General features: G+C 43.7%; 17 protein-coding genes. 12 read left to right on the top strand and 5 right to left on the bottom strand.

From position 1 onward, the window contains the following. The first annotated feature begins 336 nt into the window (after nt 1–336). A complete protein-coding gene (locus LFYK43_RS01295) occupies nt 337–666 on the top strand; it encodes a putative quinol monooxygenase (RefSeq protein WP_124974656.1) in 330 nt (109 codons plus the stop codon). 69 nt (nt 667–735) lie between these two features. Here the strand turns inward: LFYK43_RS01295 and LFYK43_RS01290 are convergent, their stop codons facing one another. After that, nucleotides 736–2106, bottom strand: a complete 1371-nt coding sequence (locus tag LFYK43_RS01290; RefSeq protein WP_124974637.1) for an NAD-dependent succinate-semialdehyde dehydrogenase — start codon at nt 2104–2106, stop codon at nt 736–738. 150 nt (nt 2107–2256) lie between these two features. Continuing rightward, nucleotides 2257–2658, bottom strand: a complete 402-nt coding sequence (locus tag LFYK43_RS01285) for a hypothetical protein (protein ID WP_229717869.1) — start codon at nt 2656–2658, stop codon at nt 2257–2259. Nucleotides 2659–3290: 632 nt separating this feature from the next. Here LFYK43_RS01285 and LFYK43_RS01280 point away from each other — a divergent pair. The 8 genes from LFYK43_RS01280 (at nt 3291) to LFYK43_RS01245 (ending at nt 11675) form a co-directional block, all read left to right on the top strand. After that, complete coding sequence (locus LFYK43_RS01280; protein WP_124974635.1) at nt 3291–3803, top strand: MarR family winged helix-turn-helix transcriptional regulator; 513 nt, start codon at nt 3291–3293, stop codon at nt 3801–3803. 59 nt (nt 3804–3862) lie between these two features. Next, nucleotides 3863–5599, top strand: a complete 1737-nt coding sequence (locus LFYK43_RS01275; RefSeq protein ID WP_124974633.1) for an ABC transporter ATP-binding protein — start codon at nt 3863–3865, stop codon at nt 5597–5599. Continuing rightward, nucleotides 5599–7434 carry an ABC transporter ATP-binding protein gene (locus tag LFYK43_RS01270; protein WP_124974631.1) on the top strand — a complete coding sequence of 612 codons (1836 nt, stop codon included), beginning with the start codon at nt 5599–5601 and terminating at the stop codon, nt 7432–7434. Before LFYK43_RS01275 ends, LFYK43_RS01270 begins: the two co-directional genes overlap by 1 nt. A gap of 18 nt (nt 7435–7452) precedes the next feature. After that, nucleotides 7453–8409, top strand: coding sequence for a hypothetical protein (locus LFYK43_RS01265; RefSeq protein ID WP_124974629.1), 957 nt, complete (start codon nt 7453–7455; stop codon nt 8407–8409). Nucleotides 8410–8595: 186 nt separating this feature from the next. Then, the gene (locus LFYK43_RS01260; RefSeq protein ID WP_124974627.1) at nt 8596–8862 is read left to right on the top strand and encodes a CsbD family protein; all 267 of its coding nucleotides are present in this window, start codon (nt 8596–8598) and stop codon (nt 8860–8862) included. Between the two features lie 111 nt (nt 8863–8973). Next, on the top strand, nt 8974–10092 hold the full coding sequence (locus LFYK43_RS01255; RefSeq protein ID WP_229717867.1) for an SLC13 family permease: 1119 nt from the start codon (nt 8974–8976) through the stop codon (nt 10090–10092). Nucleotides 10093–10409: 317 nt separating this feature from the next. Next, nucleotides 10410–10838 (top strand): OsmC family protein, encoded by a 429-nt coding sequence (locus LFYK43_RS01250; protein ID WP_124974625.1) that lies wholly within the window; start codon nt 10410–10412, stop codon nt 10836–10838. Between the two features lie 135 nt (nt 10839–10973). Next, a complete protein-coding gene (locus LFYK43_RS01245; RefSeq protein WP_124974623.1) occupies nt 10974–11675 on the top strand; it encodes a zinc metallopeptidase in 702 nt (233 codons plus the stop codon). A gap of 495 nt (nt 11676–12170) precedes the next feature. Here the strand turns inward: LFYK43_RS01245 and LFYK43_RS01240 are convergent, their stop codons facing one another. Then, nucleotides 12171–13616, bottom strand: a complete 1446-nt coding sequence (locus LFYK43_RS01240; RefSeq protein WP_124974621.1) for a hypothetical protein — start codon at nt 13614–13616, stop codon at nt 12171–12173. 110 nt (nt 13617–13726) lie between these two features. Then, entirely contained in the window at nt 13727–14401 is a 675-nt protein-coding gene (locus tag LFYK43_RS01235; RefSeq protein ID WP_124974619.1) for a DUF6198 family protein, read from the bottom strand. A 268-nt stretch (nt 14402–14669) separates the two neighbouring features. Between LFYK43_RS01235 and LFYK43_RS12935 the strand changes: the two genes are divergently transcribed. From LFYK43_RS12935 to LFYK43_RS01225, 3 genes are all read left to right on the top strand, one after another. Further along, a complete protein-coding gene (locus LFYK43_RS12935; RefSeq protein ID WP_268226824.1) occupies nt 14670–14798 on the top strand; it encodes a hypothetical protein in 129 nt (42 codons plus the stop codon). 54 nt (nt 14799–14852) lie between these two features. Further along, the gene (locus LFYK43_RS01230; protein ID WP_124974617.1) at nt 14853–15719 is read left to right on the top strand and encodes a fructosamine kinase family protein; all 867 of its coding nucleotides are present in this window, start codon (nt 14853–14855) and stop codon (nt 15717–15719) included. A 271-nt stretch (nt 15720–15990) separates the two neighbouring features. Next, nucleotides 15991–17202, top strand: coding sequence for an AI-2E family transporter (locus tag LFYK43_RS01225; RefSeq protein ID WP_124974615.1), 1212 nt, complete (start codon nt 15991–15993; stop codon nt 17200–17202). 118 nt (nt 17203–17320) lie between these two features. Here LFYK43_RS01225 and LFYK43_RS01220 read toward each other — a convergent pair whose 3' ends face one another. Then, nucleotides 17321–18022, bottom strand: coding sequence for a potassium channel family protein (locus LFYK43_RS01220; protein ID WP_124974613.1), 702 nt, complete (start codon nt 18020–18022; stop codon nt 17321–17323). Between the last annotated feature and the right edge of the window lie 10 nt (nt 18023–18032).

The following is an 18032-nucleotide window of genomic DNA, read 5'->3' as shown; positions in this document are numbered from 1 at the left end:
GTTGGCAAGGTCGAATTCCACGGTAAGAGATACATGGTATAAAGCCTTTGTTTGGGGGGTGGGGCTTGAGAGCTCTCAAGCCCCACCCCCCAAACAAAGAGAAGAAAAGGAGTCTAAAACAAGTTAAATTATCTGGATAAGGATACAAGCAAGAAGTTAGAAGTAAATTTTTTAATTCACAATTACTTTGCCAGAATTCTTGGGAAATTGAGCGAAAGAAAGTGACCAACTAAAAACGGCCACTTACAACTGACGGGATTTTCGGCAAGAATCATGGAACCATGCTAAAATTAAAGATAATGTTAAGAGAATCAAAATGAGAGAAGGGGTGAAATGATGAGCTTGACCGTTAATTTGTATTACACTGGTCAAAATGGAGCTGCGCGCAAATTTGCTGAAGAGATGGTTAGTTCTGGGATCGTGGCGCGGATCCAATCGGAACCAGGGAACCTCAAATATGATTACTTTGTCCCTCTAGCTGATCCAGAAACTGTATTATTGATCGACAGCTGGGAAGATCAGTCAGCTTTAGACTTACACCATGCCTCAGAAATGATGCAAGAGCTGGCCGCACTGCGTGAAAAGTATGACCTGCATTTACGTGTGGAGCGTTACCGTGATGACTTTAAAAATAATGACCATGATGAACGTTACTTGCGCCGCTAATTTTGTTGCAGTATTCAAAAACGACCGCCTGCCAAGATAGCAGGACGGTCGTTTTTTGGTAAACATTTTTTATTCGTTTGGTTCAAAGACCAAGTGCTGGTTAACAAAGGCATCGAGTCCTAACTGACTCAACTCACGTCCATAGCCCGAGTTCTTGACACCGCCAAATGGTAGTTCAGGCAGCGAGGTCCAGCCAGAATTGATGAAGGACATCCCGGTTTCGATCTGAGCAGCCACTTTTTGTGCATGTTCACGGTTGCTGGAGAAAATCGTGTTGCCTAAGCCGTAACTTGAATCATTGGCCAATTTAATTGCCTCTTCTTCAGAGTTGACTTTATAGACAGAAGCAACAGGGCCAAATAATTCTTGGTTATAAATCGGGTTATCTTTAGTGATGTCAGTTAAAATCGTCGGCTGGAAGAAGAAGCCCGGGCTGTCAAGGGTACCGTTGCCGTAAACCAAGGTGGCACCGCCAGCGATGGCGCTATCAACTTGTTTCTTCAATTTTTCTTGGGCACTCTTGGAAGAAAGAGGAGCGACGTCTGTCTTAGGATCCATCGGGTCGCCGACTTTGGCTTTTGAAAAGGCATCCTTTAAGGCTTCTAAGAATTCCTGGTACTTGTCAGCCATCACAATGAAACGCTTGGATGAGGTGCAGACCTGGCCAGCGTTATACAAACGGGCACCGGGTGCGACTTTTTTGACTTCATCCCAGTCGGCGTCATCTAAGATGATGAAGGCATCATTACCGCCAAGTTCGAGCGTGGATTTCTTGAGGGCATCCCCTGCTTCTCTAGCAACAGAAGCACCGCCTCTTTCAGAACCAGTCAAGCAGACTCCTGCGACACGCGGGTCGTGGATCGCTTTAGCCACCAAATCGTAAGAGATAAAGAGATTAGTCAAAGCACCTTGAGGAGCTCCGGCTTCAAGCACGAGGTCAGCAAATTTTTGCGCCGAGGTCGGGCAAATCGAGGCGTGCTTTAAAATCATCGGGTTCCCAACGATAAAGTTCGGCGCAAAGACCCGCACGACTTGATAGAGCGGAAAGTTCCATGGTTCCACTGCCACGATCACACCAGTCGCTTGCTTAACATAGTAAGCACGACCAGCCGGACTTTCCAGCGGCACTTGTGCCATAAACTTCTCGCCATTTTGGGCATAATATTCCACGATTGCAGCACAAAGATCAACTTCACCTTGAGCTTCCGTAAATAATTTACCCATGTCATAAGTCATGGCCTTGGCTAAGTCGTCCCGGTTCGCGGTAATTTTCTGTGCAATCTTGTGCAGGATCTGCGCGCGGTCAGCAACGGGAGAATCACGCCATTCATGGTAAAGCAGGTCGCCAGTCGCTAAGGCTGATTCTAGATCTGCTTCGGTCTGGTTGTCATATTCTTTTAAAACTTCACCTGTATAGGGATAGGTCGTCTTGTATGCCATCTTTTGCTCACTCCTTAATTGAATTCACGTCTTGGCAACGTTTCACCTTCAATATAACACTGGGCCAGGCAAGGATAAAATAAAAGGCATTAGCAATTGGGCTGTTGAAAGAGAAGCAAGCTGAATTAAGAAATTGAGGAGGTTGGGGCGCTAACGTTCTTCATCGGTTTTGAATTGGTTCAAGACGATCATTAAGGAACCTTGAATGTGCATTAGGTGTTTATTGATCGCGCTGATCGTTTCATCTTGGTTCCGGCTGATCTTGATTTTTGTGTTTCTTTGGAGATGCATCAAGTGGGAGATGACCAGGTCAAGGTACTGGTCGGTGAAAGTTAGGTCATTGACTGCGGTGGAATAATCCCCGCTGTTGAGCAGGAAGATATCATACTCGAGGTCGATCAGTGAATCAAGGTCATTGACGATTTTTTCTAATGGAGCACGCAGAGCTTTTTGCTCGAATTTAAGGGTCGCAATGAGACCCTGGATATTTTTTTGGACTTGGTCTAGTTCAGTGATCATATTATTGATATTCTGGACAGCACGTTCCATCATTATCACTCCTCAGATTATTGAAAGGTTAACTTTATGTGTAAATTGATATATTACATCAAGATATCAGATATCTGTTGCGAATTTTTGGATGCGTTTTCTAATACTAATTTAACACGTTTTTAGTTATTTTTCAATTTGACACAACCAAATTTAGGTCACAATAAACAGAAAAGAAGTTGGCTGTTTTGTCTCAAGCTCTTCCTTGAGCTGAGTTGTATTTTTGCTGGTGAATTGTTGGTATGCAAAGTAAAAATCTTCTGGACCACTGTTGACTAAAAGCATAATGATTTGGTTTAGGTGTCAGAGGGTGAATATTTTTCGCTCCTCTTTTGTAAGAAAGACCAGTTTTTTTGAAATTTACCCTGGATGCCAAGTCCATCTGACGCGCAATTAAACTCAAGCAATTGATGTGGAAGAAACATTTTCTCACTTGTGCATCAATTTTCTGAAATGAAATGAAAAACAAGCGTTGACAAATTAGTAAGGTACCTGTAGTATATTTAATATTGCTTCATTTGCGCCGGCAATTCAATGCTTTGTTCAATGGAAAAGCTACATATGGTTAGCTGCTTTTTTTGACTGGAGTTGTGTGGCCAGCTAAGTGATAATTTTAGAGGAAGTCAGGTGTTTTAATGGATGAATTAACTGAGCAGTTTATTATTTTCAGCAAATTGTTTCGACGTTATACGGACTTAAAGCACCAAAAAATTGGAAAATACGGCAATTTTTTACGTGGGCAGGGACGGATCCTAGCAGTTCTAGATCTGAAACCCTTAATGTCGCAAAAGGAATTGATCCGTGTCTTGTCTATTCGGCCGCAGTCGCTAGGGGAGCTGTTGCGCAAGCTCGAAAAAAGTGCTTTGATCCAGCGCTTTCCTTCAAAAGAAGACCGGCGGATCATGATGATCGAGTTAACGGAAAAAGGAGCTGCAGCTGCCAAGAAAATTTCTGAAAGTCATAACATTGAACTCTTTCAGCATTTAACCTCGGCTGAAAGGACACAGTTGATCAGTATTTTAGGCAAACTGAGTAATGTGATGCGAGCCGACCTGCCGGAAACTGCAAAAGATGGTCCGTATTGCGATGATCCCTGGGAACATTTGCAAAGGATCAAGGAGATCAAAGAGCAGCATGACAGAGAATAGAACAATAGCAGAGATTGAGTTTTAGTAAAAAATAGCAGTTTTTGAAAGGGGTAATAGTGGTGTTTAAACTCGCTAAAGGGAGGATGTCACCCTGGGTCGTTTTTGGTGCGGTCATATTTATGGTCATTCAAGTGATCGCGAACCTGAATTTGCCTAGTTTAACATCTGATATTGTGAACAACGGTGTTGTGAACGGTGATATCGATTATATCTGGAAAGTCGGAATGAAAATGATCGGCTTTTCCTTGTTGACGATCATTGCTGCGGTCTGCAACGTCTTCTTATCTTCCAAGGCTTCAATGAAGATGGGGTCAAGGTTGCGGAATGATATTTATAGTAAGGTCATCAATATGTCCAATGATGAATATGACCAGATCGAAACTTCATCAATGATCACACGGACAACTAACGATGTGATCCAGATCCAAAATGTGTACATTATGATGTTGCGTATGATGATCATGGCACCGATCATGCTGATCGGGGCAAGTTTTTTAGCCTATAACAAGGACCATAAGCTGACTTTGATCTTCTTGGTCGTTTTACCTATCTTATTACTTTTCATGGGCATCCTGCTTGTTTTGGCAGTCCCGAAATTCAAGGCAATGCAGACCAAGACCGACCGCTTAAACCGGGTCTTTCGTGAAGGATTGACAGGGGTGCGTGTAATTCGTGCCTTCCGCCAAGATCAATTTGAGCAAGACCGTTTCGAAGATGCCAACCAGGATTTCACCAAGAATGCTATTAACGTCAATGTTATCATGGCCTTTGCTTTCCCAGTGATCCAGATGATCATGAGCGGGACCAACGTGGCGATCATCTGGTTTGGTTCGAAACTGATCGGAGCTCAAGCGATGCAAGTTGGTAATTTAATTGCATTTATGACTTACGCTGCACAGATCTTGATGAGCTTCATGATGTTATCAATGATCTTTATCTTGATCCCAAGAGCCCAAGCTTCTGCTAAACGTATTCAAGAGATCTTCGATTTGCAGACTACATTAAAAGAAGAAACTGCACCGATCGAAGCTGACAATACACCCGGCGGACATCAATTGGTCTTTGAGCACGTTGATTACCGCTATGCCAACGCGGAAAATAAAGCCCTCGTCAATGTGGATTTTGCTGCAAAAAGCGGCCAAACGGTTGCGATCATTGGCGGTACAGGTTCGGGTAAGTCTTCATTAGTTAACCTGATCCCGCGTTTTTATGATGCTGAGACCGGTTCAGTTTCTCTGGATGGCAGCGACGTCAAAAAATATGTGTTGGAAGATCTGCGCTCCATGGTATCTTTCGTGCCGCAAAAGGCAGTTTTATTCCGCGGAACTTTGCGGGACAACCTTAAATTTGGCAAGGCTGATGCCACCGATGATGAGATCTGGCATGCTTTAGAGATCGCCCAGGCTAAAGATTTTGTAGCTGAAAATCCAGATGGCTTAGACCAAATCGTTGAACAAAACGGGGATAACTATTCAGGCGGTCAGCGCCAACGTTTGACGATCGCTCGTGCCTTAGTTAAGCAGGCAGCCGTTTATATCTTTGATGATTCATTCTCTGCACTGGATTTTAAGACTGATGCAGTTTTAAGACAAGCTTTGCAGGCTGATGAACACATGCAGCAAAGTATCATTGTGATCGTTGCAGAACGGATCGCAACGGTAGCCGATGCAGATACGATCCTTGTTTTGGATGAAGGCAAGGTGGTCGGAAAAGGCTCGCATGATGAATTAAAAGAAACTAACGAAGTTTACCAAGAAATTATTAGTTCACAGATCAAGAAAGGAGATGAGGCATAATGGCTCGTGGACCACATGGAATGGTAGGACAGCGTAAGGCTAAGAACTTCTGGGGAACGACACGGCGCTTACTGAGCTATATGTCCAATCGAATCTTTGGTTTGATCGTTGTTATGATCTTGGCAATTACAAGTGTGATTTTCCAGATCCGGACACCTAAGGTTTTGGGGAAAGCAACGACTGAGATCTATAAGGGCGTGATGAAGGGGACTTCTGAACAAAAGGCTGGTTTTGACCTGCGTGAACTCCCGATCAACTATGATAAGATCTTGCACATCGTGCTGATCGTAATTCTGATGTACCTAGCAGCTGCGCTCTTCTCTTTCTTCCAGCAGTTGATCATGACTTACATTTCACAGAATACTGTGTATAAGATGCGTAAAGACCTAAAAGGCAAGATGCGCCGGTTGCCGATGAACTACTATGATACTCATAGCAACGGTGACATTATGAGTCGGGCGGTCAATGATATGGATAACGTGGCTGGGATCTTGCAGCAGAACTTGACCCAAGCAGTGACGTCTGTTGTCCAGTTCGTCGGAACATTATGGATGATGTTTACGATCAGCTGGAAGCTGACACTGATCGCTTTGATCACGGTGCCAGTCAGCGCGCTCGTTGTCGGGGTCGTAGCACCTAAGTCACAGAAGTACTTTGCAGCTCAGCAGAAAAGTTTGGGCTTGATCAATGACCAGGTAGAAGAAAACTTTTCTGGTCAGCAAGTCTTGAAAAGCTTCAATAAACAAGCAGATACGATCAAAGCATTTAAGCAGGAAAATGAAAATTATTACAAATCCGCTTGGAAAGCTCAATTTGTCTCAGGGATCGTGATGCCGCTGATGACTTTCTTGAATAATATCGGCTATGTTTTCGTAGCGATCATCGGTGGGGTTCAAGTTGCCAACGGGTCAGTGACCTTGGGGAACATCCAGGCTTTCTTACAGTACATGAATCAGTTCTCTCAGCCGATCTCTCAGATGGCTAACCTCATGAACACGATCCAAGTTACGATCGCTTCAGCAGAACGGATCTTTGAAGTGATGGACGAGGAAGAAATGAAAGAGACTAAGGCTGATCGCCCAGTTGAGAATTCCGATAACTTGATCGAACTCAAGCATGTTCAATTTGGATACCAGGGCAAAGAATTGCTGCTGACAGACTATAATTTGGAAGTTAAAGCGGGGCAGCAGGTGGCGATCGTTGGTCCAACCGGTGCCGGCAAGACGACGATCATCAATCTGCTGGAAAGATTCTACGATATCAGCGGAGGCAGTATTCGGATGAAGGGTGTCGATACGCGTGACCTTGACCGTGAAAAAGTGCGGCAGCATTTTGCGATGGTCTTACAAGACACCTGGCTCTTCTCTGGAACAATCTATGATAACATCAAATACGGCCGCGAAGATGCAACTGATGAAGAGATCATGGCTGCTGCCAAAGCAGCGCACGTCGATCACTTCGTTCGTACTCTTCCTCAAGGTTATGACACTATTTTGAATGAGTCAGGATCCAATGTTTCCCAAGGACAGCGACAACTGATCACGATCGCTCGAGCTTTCTTGGCTGACCCTGAGATCTTGATCTTGGATGAAGCTACCAGTTCCGTTGATACGCGGACTGAAGTGCATATCCAGCATGCGATGGAACGACTCTTAAAAGACCGGACTAGTTTCGTCGTTGCCCACCGGCTGTCAACGATTCAAAATGCTGACAACATTATCGTGATGAATCACGGATCTGTTGTTGAAACAGGAACGCATGATCAGTTGTTAGACCAGGATGGATTTTATGCTGACCTTTATAACAGTCAGTTTGCCAGCGGCTTGTCATTTTAGTGAAGGAGAGATGTGCAAATGAAAAAAATTAGTGGGATCGCCGGGGCGTTTCTTGCAGTCACATTACTCCTAGCTGGATGCGGCCGCGATCGGCTTTCGGTTTCAGATCAACATTTAAAAGCTGATGGTTTGGCTGTCACGGTCAAAGGAGAAACAAATCAAGATCATGTGACTTACCAGATCGATGACGGGAACAAAAAAACTGTCAAAGTGAAACAATCTGCTTTTACAGTGATGGTTCCAGTGCAAACTAAGAAACAGACGGTTCATTTGACCGCCGGTTCACAGAAAGAAACTGTGACTGTCGGCAAGGTCAAAGCACTGGGAAAATATGCCGCGATCAAGCAGAGCTATGACCAAGGACTGGTGATGACTCATCTTTCCAGCAAAGATCAGCAGACTTTAGCTGCATTAGGCAAAAAAGGCCAGCAGCTCAAAAAACAAAGCCAGTTGGTGCAGCAAAAAGTCGCCGCTGCTAAGAAGGCATTAGCCCAAGGCGACAGCACCGCAGCAGTTGAATTGCAAAAACAGGCAACAGCAGGTCAGAAATTGCAGCAGCAAGCAGCGGCATTACAGCAACAGCAGGCTGCACTTCAGCCAAAATTGGCTCAGGCCAAGAAAGCAGTGAAGGGTGATCAGCTGCCAAATTCTGCTCAAGCTGGGATCCATAACCTGGTTGATCAGCAGGACTTTTTGTTACGGGCTAACGTGAAGGGTGACCAAGTCAACGCTTTGGTTTTGGCAGTTCCTGTGAAGGCGATCAAGGATAAGGCGCAGGCAAAAACTTTCTTTACTAAATTTGCTTTGATCTCATCCAGCGTCGGCGCCGACCCTCAAGCTGTGATGAAACAATTTAAGAAACAATCGGACTCTAAACAGTCCACCAAGACGACTGCCAAAACGATCCATTCCAACGGAGTAGCATTTAGTATTGGCATTTCCTCTGATCGTCTCTATATTTATTTGAACAAATAACACTCTTAGTGGATCTTGAGAGCAGCAGACCCTGTAGTTATTGCTTGGCAATGGCTATGGGGTTTTGTTATATTTGAGTTAGGAATTGCTGACATCAGTTGGAAAGATGATAAGTGTTCCCGATTACATTTTAGTGAAGCTTAGTGTATAATCAATTTGGTATTAAAACAATGGAGGTGCTCTAGTATGCAAAAGTTCTTATTAGGTGTTAGTTTAACAGCTAACGCAATTCTAGGTTATTTGTTGTTGAAAGATGAAGACACAGTTGAAGAGCTCAGAGAACGTCTTGAACATGCCAGCGATGAGGTCGTTGGTAAAGTTAAACAAGTCAAAGGCGACCTGACCGGAGATACTAGCGATAAGGTTGCAGGTGCTGTCCAAGAAGCTAAAGGAACTGTGGCTGATAAAGCCCAAGACGTTAAAGAAGACGTCAAAGATGCTGTAGAAGACTAGCAGGATCTGTACAATCGAAATGATAGCCTCGAAAGTGAAAACTCTCGGGGTTTTTTAAATTTAAAAAGAAAGGCTGCATGAGAGCAAGTTCAAGGTCAGGGTGCAGCCGAGGTGAAAAAAGTGAGCAGTGTTTTAAAGAAAATTAGTCGTGACAAGATGTTTTTAGTGGCTTTCACAGTAACTGTGTTAAGCATGGTCTTTAGCCGACCGCAAGTTTCAGATATCGATTGGCAAACGATCAGCTCTCTTGCAGCCATGCTGGCCCTTGTTGCAACCTATGAAAGGCTTGAGGTCTTGAGCTATGGAGCCGCCTGGCTGACCAGGAAGGCTAAAAATAAACGGTGGCTGGTCCAAGTCTTAGTGGCAGTTGCCTTCTTTTCAGCGATGTTTCTAACTAACGATGCGGCTATCATCGCTGTCACGCCAATTTTAATTTTGGTTGCTAGAAAAATCGACTTGCCGGTGATCTTGCCGGTAGTTTTAGTCAACATGGCTGCTAACCTGGGCAGTATGGCAACACCTTTTGGTAACCCGCAAAACCTTTTTTTACTGAATCATTTCCATTTAAGTCTGCTGGATTTTTTACAAATGTCGCTTCCCATCGTATTAGCCAGTTTGGTTTTATTAGGACTTTTTTCACTGAAGATCCCCTCGACACCCGTGACTGAGATCAAGTTGCCGTCTTTGTCTCTTAAATGGAGTAAACTTGGTGTGACGTTGGTGGGGACGGTACTTGTGGTCGCAGGGATCTTTTCGTTGGTCCCGAAGTTCGTAATGTTGGCAGCAGCAGTAAGTGTCGTTTGGCTAGTCGATCCCCAAATTTTTAAACGGATCGATTATGGACTGTTGTTGACTTTTATCATGTTTTTTATCGCCGTTGGTGATCTGAGCCGTTTTCAAGCGATCCATGACTTCATGCAATTAATTGGTCACAGTCAAACGGTGACCTATCTCAGCGGTTTAGCAACCAGTCAGGTGATCAGTAATGTGCCAGCGGCAATTTTACTAGCACCATACACTCACCATGCCTATGCCTTATTTTTAGGAGTCAATATCGGAGGTTTGGGCACTTTGATCGCATCGTTAGCGAACTTACTGGCTTACCGCGAATATTATGCCCGTGCCAGCGAACCAAGTCCCAGGTATTTTAAAGTATTCTTGCAGGTCAACTTGTTAGGCTTGTTAGTATTAGGCGTGTTAGGCTGGTTCTTGCTTGGTTTGAAAGGCTAGTTCTAGGATAACCTTTAAAGAGCAGTAATTGGTTGGTGTTTAAGCCAAAGACCAACCGAAAGAAGAGTAATCGGTTGGTGTTTAAGCCAAAGACTAACCGAAAGAGGAGTAATCGGTTGGTGTTTAAGTCAAAGACCAACCGAAAGAGGAGCAATTGGCTGGTCTTTATGCCAAAGACCAACCAAAATATGACTATTTGGGCGCAGTCTTTCAATGTAGTTGACTACAGGAGCCGCAAACCGATAGCAGTTGACCAAAGTCACTAAATCTTGGCTTAAAAGCCAACGTTTAATTTTTTGATATGAGGAGTTTTTGAAATGAAGAATGATCCGCGCTGGCAAAAAGCGCTCTATACAACCGAAACTTATAACGAAGAAGGGCTAGAAGGCCACGCTTTCGTGGCTGATGGTCTGAAAGTTGCTACAAGCAGTCCTTTAAATGACCATCCAGGGACTAACCCAGAGCAATTACTGGGCATGTCACTGTGTACTTGCCTGGAGGCAACAATGCAGGCTGTCGAAAAGGAACACGGGCTCAAGCATACGTCCAAAGTGAGGGCCAAGATCACCTATATCGGCGAACGAGCCCACTATGAGTTCTTAGTTCATGCTCAAATTTGTGTCCCAGGTGTGGATCTTGACCAGGCTTCTCAGCTAGTTGCCGAGACAGAAAAGCGTTGCTGTGTTTCACAGTTGTTGAGCGGAAGCGAGAATTATAGCGTTGAAGCTGTCAAAGAATGGGATTAAGAACCAAGAGCTTAATAAAAGGTAAAAGTTGGTCAAACTAGGCGTGCATCATTGCCATTAAAGCCTTTTCTTGCTATGCTAATGATAGATTTTTAGGGCTTACGCTATTAACAAGATGATAGAAAGGTGAACTGAATGCCATACTACGGTTTTTTTGATCCAACTTATATTTTGGTCATTCTGGGGTTAGTACTCTCCATGGCGGCTTCCAGCTATGTGAACTCAACCTTTAAAAAGTATGACCAGTACCGCTCGCAAAAAGGTGTGACGGGGACGGATGCTGCGAAGTATATCTTGCAGCAGTCGCTGATCACCGATGTTTCTGTTCAGCGGGTCCAGGGTGATTTAACCGATAATTACAACGGGAGCAATAAGACACTGAATCTTTCGGACGCAACAGCTGATTCACAGTCTGTCGCTGCTATCGGAGTCGCTGCCCATGAATGCGGGCACGCAGTCCAGGATGCTGCTCATTATTGGCCAATGCGGTTACGGACCGGGTTGGTGCCAGTTGCCAATCTAGGTTCGACACTCTCAATGCCTTTGATTTTGATTGGACTGGTCTTGGGTTTTAACCAGACTTTGATCCACTTAGGGATTTTCCTCTTTTCATTTGCATTGCTGTTTCAGTTGGTGACCTTGCCAGTAGAATTTAACGCTTCGGCACGTGCGGTCAGGATCTTGTCTGAAGGTGGGCTTTTGACGGCTGAGGAAGTACCGATGGTCAAGAAAGTTTTGTTCGCTGCCGCACTGACCTATGTTGCTGCTTCTTTAGCAACATTCCTCCAGTTACTGCGGTTGATCTTACTTTTCGGCGGCGGCCGCGACAGGGATTAACTAATAGTACAGCTAAATAATTTGCACAGCACTTAGCTTTTTTTGTCGGCGGAGTGCTGTTTTTTTGACCAAATTTTTCTCTTGCTTAGTAAAGAAATGGATGAGTTTTTACTAAGAAACAAGGCGCTAACGGTCAAAATTATCAAAAAATGTGAAAGTTCAACTTAAATTATTCAAAATTGAATAGGATAGTTAGTAACCTCAAATTATTGTCATTTATTTTAAAGGTTGTGCAAAATTTTGATAATAAAAATTTTAAAACAAAAAAAATCATGCCAATAATCCGCTATACTATTGATATAGTTTCTTAGCAAAGATTTTTTAATCGTAGCATAAAATAGTTCAGCAAGGCTTTAGGGCTATTCCGGAAATATAGATGAAAAGGTACGTTTAGAGTAATTTGTACTTGATTTGGAAATATACTTATAAAAAGTGTGCCGTTCGCTTTTATATTCCTGATTTAAATGTTTTTTGGGGGTAAATAAGGAGGACCAGTTAATTCTGGACCTCCTTATTTTTTTGCATTCTTTTTTGAATTACGACACTTTTTAAAGCATTCCAGTCTTGCGAAGTTGGGGGACAGTTCCAGGTGATCTGGTCATTTTTGACGCTGACATCGTATTTATCAGATAAGTACAGGTCAGTACCGTTGTCAAGCTTTGTATCGATCACGATGTTGGCTTCTGTCATTTTTTTAAGCTGCTGTTGGATATAACGCGTGAAAATTCTGCCAGTCGAAAAATCGGCAACGATGTGGATCTGATCATTATAGGCGGAATTCGGGATCGCGGTCAGTAATAAGAGCGAGTAATGGTAGTAAAGTTGTAAAGATGAAGTTTCGGAGATCTGCGGATCTTGGATCTTACGGCGTAATTTGACAAAATGCGATGCTAAAACATTGATCAGCGGATAAGAATGTTTTAGACCTGAGATCGTAGCAGCATCGATATAAGTATTAATGAAAAAGAAAGGCGAAAGTGACTTGACGTTGATTTTACGCAAATAGCAGTAAAATTCAGGAAATTCACGCCGGCAATCCTTGATGTGCAGTTGTGCTTCGGTAAAATGAAGTTGCTGCTCGGTCAGCTGTTCAATTTCCGGATCCCTTTTTAACAAGGCTTGTTTATTGTGCAGGCTGTCATCATAAACGATGAGGTAGGTGTTAAAAATCATGGCTTCATGATAAGCTTGTTCTTCGGTCAATTCCCAGTTTTTTTGCAGGTATTTCTGTGCCCGCTGAAATTTAAGATCAGTGGGTGGCAGCAGTAAATCATCTTTTGCAGTTAAGATCTTGCGTCGATTTTTGATCCGAAATAATTGGACTGCCATAAAATATGTAACTTCTTTACGCTCGGAGTTGGTGAGGTCAAGGTTCCAGTTACGAGTCACGAAATTTAGGGTGTCTGTGATTTGTTCGCGGTATTCATTAAAAGGAAATTCTCCGCTGGCAAAAAAGAAAAAGGTGATGTGCTGGAGGATAGCCCGAGCTTCGATCTCATTTGAGATCTGGACAATTGGAAAATCAACTTTAATATTTTCAGACATCTTGTGTCTGATCCGGTAGTAAGTTGATTGGCTGACCCCATAGTTTTTTAAAAAGTTAGCCCGTGAACCGCCGATCCCTAGGCTTCCATTGAGCAGGACCTTTAGTGTGAGAGATTTTTTGGCGAGCAGGACGGTTAAAAACTCGATTGTTTGGGTCGTGACTCCTGCTAAAGTCAAACCTGCTTCCTTATCATAAGTGAAGTCAAAATGATCATCGCCCGCTCCAATTTCGTGCAATTGTTGACAAGCAAAATTTGCCTGGTAGGTGCTGATATTAAGCTGCATTCGCAGTTCCGTGGTCGTGATGTGAGAAATGTTGTGGCGGTAAAAAAACATCACGATCCGAACCAATAATTGCTGGTCTATATCGAGCAGGCTATAAAATCCTCGAAACATAAATTGTACTCCTTTACTCACTAATATCTGTATCAATTATTGTAAATCATTTGGCTAATAAAAGCATACAATACGCCCTATACAGACAATTAAGCAGCCAAACAGGCCAGTTATTTCCCGAGGCTTAATCTTTGATGGTGTAGTTTGGGGAAAACTGTTTTGTCTGCGACCCCGACGAAATAGCCTTGGAAGAGAAACGAAAAGACGGTCCCGATATTGATCGCCCAAATATCGCGGTTTAAGATCACACAGATGATGATCAAGCACACTGGGACCAGAAATGAACCTGTTTGAGCTTTAGCAGCGTTGCCGTGCAAAAATTTGAAACGAATTATCTGCATGAAGTCATCGTTAGGATGCAAGATCAAGTTGACCCGCTGATAGATCGAAACTCCGGCGGCAATAAATAAGATCCCAGTCAAGTCTAGCAAGATTTTAACGACGAGCGGCAGCTGGTTGAGTCCGGTGGTAGAAAGGAGATCTGCTAACATCCCAACGAGGTAGCTGAACGGCAGCATGAACACGAAGTTGCCTAAAATACGCTGCAGGTCAAAGCGGCGTAAAAGCAGTGCATTGGAGAGAACAACTGCGACCCCCTCCCAGAACAAGATCCCAGTCAGACTGAAATTTAACAGGTGGGAGAGGTTGACTGAAGATGCAGTCCATAAGGCACTCCCTAAGTTGAGTGAGACTGTCAGCGCATTGCCGAAAGAATTGAGCAGGATCGAAATTAGTAAAAAGAAAATATCACCGCTCACAGTTAGAGAGCCGTCTTTTTTTAACATCAGAGAAACAAGACCTTTCTAGGTTTAGATTGGCTATATCAAGCTGCCAGTTAATAATGTCATTATAAGCCTAAAACCAGCTTTTCGGGGGCAGCAGACTAATTTGTTGAGCAAAAAAGTCGGGATTTGCTGAGAAATAAACTTAAGTCATGGGCAGAATGACTTGAAAAATTAAGCTAAAGATGATAGTTTCGCAGTGAGCAAGAGTGAAAGCTTGCTTTTAGTGTACAACAGAGAGTTTGGAAAAGAGTGTGGGAGAAGATGATGTATGATGCTGCTCGTTAGATTCAAAGTCCCTTCACCTAAAGATGTGTACAATGAAGCTAAAAAGAAGCTTAAGGAGCGAAAAAAGAAGAGAGAAAATAAAGAAAAAGGGCCATTTGCAGTCCCAGTCTAAGGGAAGAAGACAACAGAAATTGGTCAAGTATGGTAGAAAGTATGGTGATGTGATGTGCTAGAGCAACAATGGCTTTCGCAGCTGCCGCTGGAAAATATCAGTGGGGTCACCCCTTTAGCAGGCGGCGATGTTAATCAAGCTTATCGGATCGAAACCCCGGATTGTCCCTATTTTTTGTTAGTGCAAGAAAAAAGGACTGCGGATTTTTATAGCGGTGAAATCGCCGGACTAAAGGCATTTGCCGCAGCCAAAGTCGCTGCGCCGGAAGTGATCGCTAACGGACAAATCGATGGGGATGCATATCTTTTATTAAGTTATTTGGAAAGTGGGCAAGGAAAACAAGCTGATGTAGGCCGCTTGCTGGCCAAGTTGCACCGGACAGTTAGCTCGAACCACAAGTTTGGTTTTTCTCAGCCCTATGAAGGGTCCAGTATGACTTTTGCGAACACGTGGACGGACACTTGGCGCGAATTGTTTGTTGATCAACGCTTAGATCAGCTGCGCGATGCTTTAGTCGAGAAAAAATTATGGGGCAAGTCCGAATTGGATATTTATGTCCGCGTTCGGCAGGCGATCACAGATGCTTTGGACAAACACCAGAGCCGGCCAAGTCTCTTGCATGGTGATTTTTGGGGTGGAAATCACATGTTTTTAGCAGACGGCAGTCCAGCATTGATCGATCCCTCTGCTTTTTATGGTGATCGCGAGTTTGACTTGGGATGCAGCTTAGTCTTTGGTGCCTATGATCAAGAGTTCTACTCAGCTTACCAGGCCGCTTATCCGCTTGATGAAGGCTATCAACAAAGATTGAAGTTTTACAGCTTTTATCTCTTAATGATCCACCTCGATAAATTTGGCGGGATGTATGCGAATGCCGTTAATAACATGATGCAGCAGATCCTTACTGATTTCGCACGGTAAGTGTGATTTGGCCGAAAAATTATCTGACTTAATTTTCGACTTTTGCTGTTGAGCAATGTATAATGAAACTGTACTGGATATGACCGGTATAAAAAATTAATCGCGTCACAATTGATGTAAAGTAATGCACACAAGAGTTCCCAGCCGGTTACTGGGAACTTATTTTTTTGCGTTCGTATTTAATGACGGTCGGTGAAATTGTGTGTAAAATAAACAATGTAATATAATTCTAGAATACTTTGAATAAACTTGGTGGAATGGGGGAGACTTCATGGCAGAAAATGACCCAAAAAATAGTAAAAAAAGCGAAGCGGGCAAATGGTCTAGTTCCTGGTTCTTTTATTGGATCATCAACAGCCGCTTAGCCATTTCTTTGACTGTGGTTTTACTGATTGCCCTGGTTATTTTGACACTCAGCAAGATGAAGTGGATCTTCAGTCCGTTGCTCGTAATTTTAAACACAGTGGCTTTACCGCTGATCTTGGCCGGTGTTTTTTACTACATTCTCAACCCGCTGGTCGATTGGTGTGAAAAAAAGTTCCCCATTAAACGAGTCTGGGTCGTAACCATGATTTTTATTATCTTGGCAGCTTTGCTTGCTTGGGGGATCGGCTCTTTGATCCCGTTAGTCCAAAAACAAATCACGGATCTGCTGGAAAACTGGCCAGAATATTGGCAGAAACTTGAAGACTTTGTCTTAGGTTTATTTTCAGCCAGCGGTGTTAAAGACCTGCAAAATAAATTGAGCTCGTTTAACAGTGAACTGGGTAATCTTTTCAAGCCGGGAAAAGCTGCCGGCTTACTGCCGCAATCGCTGAATTCGATCAGTAACATTATCTCCCGTGTAGCGTCAGTCGCAATTTCTATTGTGACTTTCCCGCTGGTTTTGTTTTATTTGCTGAAAGACGGACACAACTTGCCGGATTATTTGGTGGGGTTCTTTCCGAATAGGTATCGTTTGGGTTTGAAACGGGTGTTTAAAAACGTCAATACTCAACTGAGTAATTACATTCGCGGTCAGCTGGGAGTGGCTTTCTTCGTGGCAGTCATGTTTTGGATCGGTTATCTAGTGATTGGGCTTAAATTTGCCTTGCTGCTGGGGATCATCGCAGGCCTTTTGAACCTGATCCCATATCTGGGTTCGTTCTTGGCGATGGTTCCGGCTGTGGCAGTCGGACTTTTCACTTCGCCTTTTATGCTGATCAAGGTCCTCTTGGTCTTTGTGATCGAGCAGACTCTGGAAGGCAGACTAGTCTCTCCGCTGATTTTAGGCAACAGTATGAAGTTTCATCCTTTAACGGTCCTGTTTGTCCTCCTAGTTTCTGGCAAGATTTTAGGCTTGGTCGGAGTTATTTTAGGGGTCCCAGGGTATGCAGTGCTTAAAGTCCTAGTTTCAACTTACTTTGATTGGTTTAAACGCAGCCACCCGGATCTTTACCTGGAAAAACAGACTGGGGTGCGAAAAATACCCAAAGATGACTAGTGATCAAAATAGAATTTGTGTTAACAAAGCCCCTTGCTTTCTGCTAAGCAGTCTCCAAGGGGTATTTGAGTCCAAAAAAACACGCCTTTCAAAAAGACGTGCAGGGCTTGACAGATAGTTATTGAGAATTAAATTTTTCGTCAAATTTATTGACTGCATCAACCGACCCGATCACGGCTAGTGTGTCACCGAAATGAATAATGCTGCGGGCTTCGGGGTAGACGTTGACGTTATCTTGTTGAATGATCGCGATCGCATTGACATCGAACTTGTTGCGCAAGGAAAGCTCCCCTAAGGTACGTTCGGTGTACTTCTTATTAGTGACTTGGACTTCTGCCAGGGTCACATCGGCGCTTAGATCCAAGTAATCAATGATATGCGGCTGCCGGTGGTGCATGATGATCCGCTTGGCCATGTCAGATTCCGGCTGGACGATCTGATCGGCTCCGATCCGTTCGAGGATCCGAGCATGACTGCGGTCTTGGGCCTTGCAGATCAAGTCTTTGACACCTAGGTCTTTGCAGTTCAGCGCCGAAAGAACACTAGCTTGGATGTCTGAACCGATGGTAATGAAGACATGGTCAAAGGAAGCGATGTTTAGTTTGCGCAGCGCTTCTTCATCTTGAGCGTCAGCGATCACAGCTTTATTTGCGACGTTCATGTATTTATTGACTAGTTTTTCTTTAGTGTCGATCGCCAATGTGTCTTGGTGTGCAGCGGCCAATTCCCGACACAAGGCACCGCCGAACTTTCCCAGCCCGATGATCGCATAATTTTCATCGGCACGGGTGACAGTGTTTTTCTTGCGAAATTTATCCATAACTTACCGT

The organism is Ligilactobacillus salitolerans (genome assembly GCF_003864415.1).
Classification (GTDB): Bacteria; Bacillota; Bacilli; order Lactobacillales; family Lactobacillaceae; genus Ligilactobacillus; species Ligilactobacillus salitolerans.
This window is presented reverse-complemented; position numbering and strand designations above follow the sequence as displayed.

Coding starts and splice junctions, on each gene's coding strand:
- LFYK43_RS01295 (WP_124974656.1), top strand. CDS start 337: ATGAGCTTGACCGTTAATTTGTATTACACTGGTCAAAATGGAGCTGCG.
- LFYK43_RS01290 (WP_124974637.1), bottom strand. CDS start 2,106: ATGGCATACAAGACGACCTATCCCTATACAGGTGAAGTTTTAAAAGAA.
- LFYK43_RS01285 (WP_229717869.1), bottom strand. CDS start 2,658: ATGATGGAACGTGCTGTCCAGAATATCAATAATATGATCACTGAACTA.
- LFYK43_RS01280 (WP_124974635.1), top strand. CDS start 3,291: ATGGATGAATTAACTGAGCAGTTTATTATTTTCAGCAAATTGTTTCGA.
- LFYK43_RS01270 (WP_124974631.1), top strand. CDS start 5,599: ATGGCTCGTGGACCACATGGAATGGTAGGACAGCGTAAGGCTAAGAAC.
- LFYK43_RS01265 (WP_124974629.1), top strand. CDS start 7,453: ATGAAAAAAATTAGTGGGATCGCCGGGGCGTTTCTTGCAGTCACATTA.
- LFYK43_RS01260 (WP_124974627.1), top strand. CDS start 8,596: ATGCAAAAGTTCTTATTAGGTGTTAGTTTAACAGCTAACGCAATTCTA.
- LFYK43_RS01250 (WP_124974625.1), top strand. CDS start 10,410: ATGAAGAATGATCCGCGCTGGCAAAAAGCGCTCTATACAACCGAAACT.
- LFYK43_RS01245 (WP_124974623.1), top strand. CDS start 10,974: ATGCCATACTACGGTTTTTTTGATCCAACTTATATTTTGGTCATTCTG.
- LFYK43_RS01240 (WP_124974621.1), bottom strand. CDS start 13,616: ATGTTTCGAGGATTTTATAGCCTGCTCGATATAGACCAGCAATTATTG.
- LFYK43_RS01235 (WP_124974619.1), bottom strand. CDS start 14,401: ATGTTAAAAAAAGACGGCTCTCTAACTGTGAGCGGTGATATTTTCTTT.
- LFYK43_RS12935 (WP_268226824.1), top strand. CDS start 14,670: ATGATGCTGCTCGTTAGATTCAAAGTCCCTTCACCTAAAGATGTGTAC.
- LFYK43_RS01225 (WP_124974615.1), top strand. CDS start 15,991: ATGGCAGAAAATGACCCAAAAAATAGTAAAAAAAGCGAAGCGGGCAAA.
- LFYK43_RS01220 (WP_124974613.1), bottom strand. CDS start 18,022: ATGGATAAATTTCGCAAGAAAAACACTGTCACCCGTGCCGATGAAAAT.